The following is a 2828-nucleotide window of genomic DNA, read 5'->3' as shown; positions in this document are numbered from 1 at the left end:
CCATCGTGGAGGGGCTGGATCTGGAGGGACTGAAATAGGCTGTAAGGAGTCACGCGCCGCGTCATCCCGGTCGGGGAGGCGCGGTTTGTTTTTGGGGTGGGCGCATTTTCAGACGGATACTTTTTTTTGAGGTATCCTTGACGCGTGGGAGCCTCGCCCGCACGGGAGCGGCCAAGCTGGCCGCGCTCCCAGGTGTCGTGAAACAGAATCCGGACAGGGGCTATGCACATGGGGAATTGGATTGCAAGAGCATCGGGAGCGCTCGCGCTGGTCATGGGGCTCTTGGTCGCGGCCGGGGCCTTGGCGCAGGAAATTGCGGTATTTGACGGATCGGGCCGACTTGCGGCGGTGCGGAGCACGCCGGACGGCGCATTCCTGGTGGCCGGGGAAGCCCTGGTCATGCCGGACAATGCCGAACCGGGCGATGAGCCTCACCTAGAAGGTCTGGCCGCCATGGTTGCCGCCAGAGGCCAGGTGCTCTGGGCCCGAACGTATGGTGGCGACGGTCGGGAGAGTTTCGCGGCTGTTGCGCCAGTTGCCGACGGCGCTTTTCTGGTCGGCACGAGCGAGTCGTTTGGCCAGGGCGGAGCGGACGCCTGGATCGTGCGTGTCGGAACCAAGGGCGAGCAGCTTTGGCAAAAGCATTTGGGCGGAGCTGATGACGATTTCGCTTCGGGCGTGGTCGCCCTGGATGACGGCGGCTGTTTGGTGGCCATGGGCAGAACAACGGCACGCGGCCCGGAGATCAGACTGGCCCGGTTGGACGGCCAGGGACGGGAAATCTGGTCCGGTCCCAAGGAACCCATGCCTTTGGGCGTGCCAGGAACGTTGCATCAGTTGCCGCCGGTCGCTGGCATGAACGCCGCCCTCCGGTCTGGTGGTTTTGTGCTCGCCGGAACGTCCCCTGTCCGTCAGGGCGGTTCCCAGCCCTTTGCCTTGTATTTCGACGCGAAGTACACGCCATTGGACATGCCTGTTCCTTCTTCCGAGGGCAGCGCCATGGTTCTGTCCGTGACCGGGCCAAGCCTGCTCGCGGCCTGGACCGACGGCGCCTCGGCCGGGCCGGTGCGTGCCGGAGCCGCCCGGATCATGCGGGACGGCATTCGGCGGTTCGATGTCGTCCTCGACGAGCGGGATACCGATGCTTTCGGCGTGGCCCACGCCGAACCCGGCCCGACTGTGCTCGGTCTCAATCTGACATCGCCGGCGGGGGACACGGTCCGTGTCCAGCCCCTGGTGGACGCCAATCCGACCCGCGTCGAGCGGCCCGCGACCATGCTGGATCTGCCCAACCGTCGAGGACAGGCCCTGCTCGTGGCTGGCCGGACCTTGGTCCTGGCCGGAGCCATCCTGGATCAACGCGAGGAGCGGCCCTGGCTCATGCTTGTCCCGCTGGACGATTTCGACGGGGAAAGTTTGGGATTTTGACCCGGCCTTGAAGGGGATGCCTTCCAGGTTGACGGCGTCGCAGACGAACTCCGCCACTTGGCGTTTGGCCGGCATCAGCGTCTTGGGAAGATCGGGCCGCATGCCCCAGCGGGTGTCGGTCATCCCAGCTCCAAAAACGGCCCCGTGACCGAGCCGGGATTGATTTTCAGTTCTTCCGGCGTGCCCTGGGCCACGATGACGCCGCCGTTGTCGCCGCCGCCGGGGCCGAGGTCGATGACGTGATCGGCCGCCGCGACCACGTCCAGGTTGTGCTCGATGACGATGACCGAGGCCCCCTTGTCGACCAGGGTGTGCAGGACGGTGATGAGCTTGCCGACCTCGTGCATGTGCAGGCCCGTGGTCGGCTCGTCCAGGATGTAGAGCGTGCCGGGCAGGCTGCGTTTGCCCAGTTCGCGGGAGAGCTTGATGCGTTGGGCTTCGCCGCCGGACAGGGTCGTGGCCGGCTGGCCGAGGCGGATGTATTCCAGACCCACGTCCTCCAGCACGCCGAGTTTGCGCTCCAGGGCGGAATGGTTGGCGAAGAACGCCCGCGCCTCGCTCACGGTCATGTCCAGCACGTCGGCGATGGACTTGTCCCGGTACAAAATGTCCAGGGTTTCGCGGTTGTAGCGCTTGCCGCCGCAGACCTCGCAGGTGACGAAGACGTCCGGCAAAAAGTGCATCTCGACCCGGATCTGGCCGTCGCCCTGACAGGCCTCGCAGCGGCCGCCGCGCACGTTGAAGCTGAATCGGCCGACGGTGTAGCCGCGTTTTTTGGCGTCATGGCTGCCGGCGAAGATGGCCCGGATCTCGTCGAAGATCTTGGTGTAGGTGGCCGGGTTGGAGCGGGGCGTGCGACCAATGGGGCTCTGGTCGATGGAGATGATTTTTTCCACGGCCTCCGCGCCCTCGATGCCCTTGATGTTTCCCGGCGCGTCGACCTTGAGGCCCTGGGCCAGGGCCAGATGCTTGTACAGGCTGTCCATGACCAGGGAGCTTTTGCCCGAGCCGGACACGCCGGTGACGCAGACCAGGCTGCCCAGGGGGAAGACGGCGTCGATGTCGCGCAGGTTGTTGGTGGTCACTCCGCGCAGGGTGATGGCCAGGTCCGAGGCGCGGCGGCTGGCCGGGCGCGGGATGCGCAGTTCGCCGCGAAGGTATTTGCCGGTCAGGGATTGGGATTTTTCGACAAGTTCTTGGGACGATCCGGAAAAGACCAATTCTCCGCCCAGAAAGCCCGATCCCGGTCCCAGTTCCAGGACATGATCGGCGGCGCGGATGGTCGGTTCGTCGTGTTCCACCACCAGCACCGTGTTGCCCCGGCCCTGGAGTTGGCGCAGGGTGTTGATGAGGCGCTGGTTGTCACGCGGATGCAGGCCGATGCTCGGTTCGTCCAGAAC

General features: G+C 65.5%; 2 protein-coding genes. One reads left to right on the top strand and one right to left on the bottom strand.

Features of this window, described 5'->3' with window-relative positions:
• Positions 1 to 228 precede the first annotated feature (228 nt).
• On the top strand, positions 229 to 1428 hold the full coding sequence (locus EOL86_13420) for a hypothetical protein (GenBank protein ID NCD26575.1): 1200 nt from the start codon (positions 229 to 231) through the stop codon (positions 1426 to 1428).
• 119 nt (positions 1429 to 1547) lie between these two features.
• On the opposite strand, the gene EOL86_13415 is transcribed toward EOL86_13420, so the two are convergent.
• Positions 1548 to 2828: ATP-binding cassette domain-containing protein (locus tag EOL86_13415; GenBank protein NCD26574.1), on the bottom strand; the 1281-nt coding region annotated here is incomplete at its 5' end.

The organism is Deltaproteobacteria bacterium (genome assembly GCA_009930495.1).
In the GTDB taxonomy this organism is placed as follows: Bacteria; Desulfobacterota; Desulfovibrionia; order Desulfovibrionales; family Desulfomicrobiaceae; genus Desulfomicrobium.
This window is presented reverse-complemented; position numbering and strand designations above follow the sequence as displayed.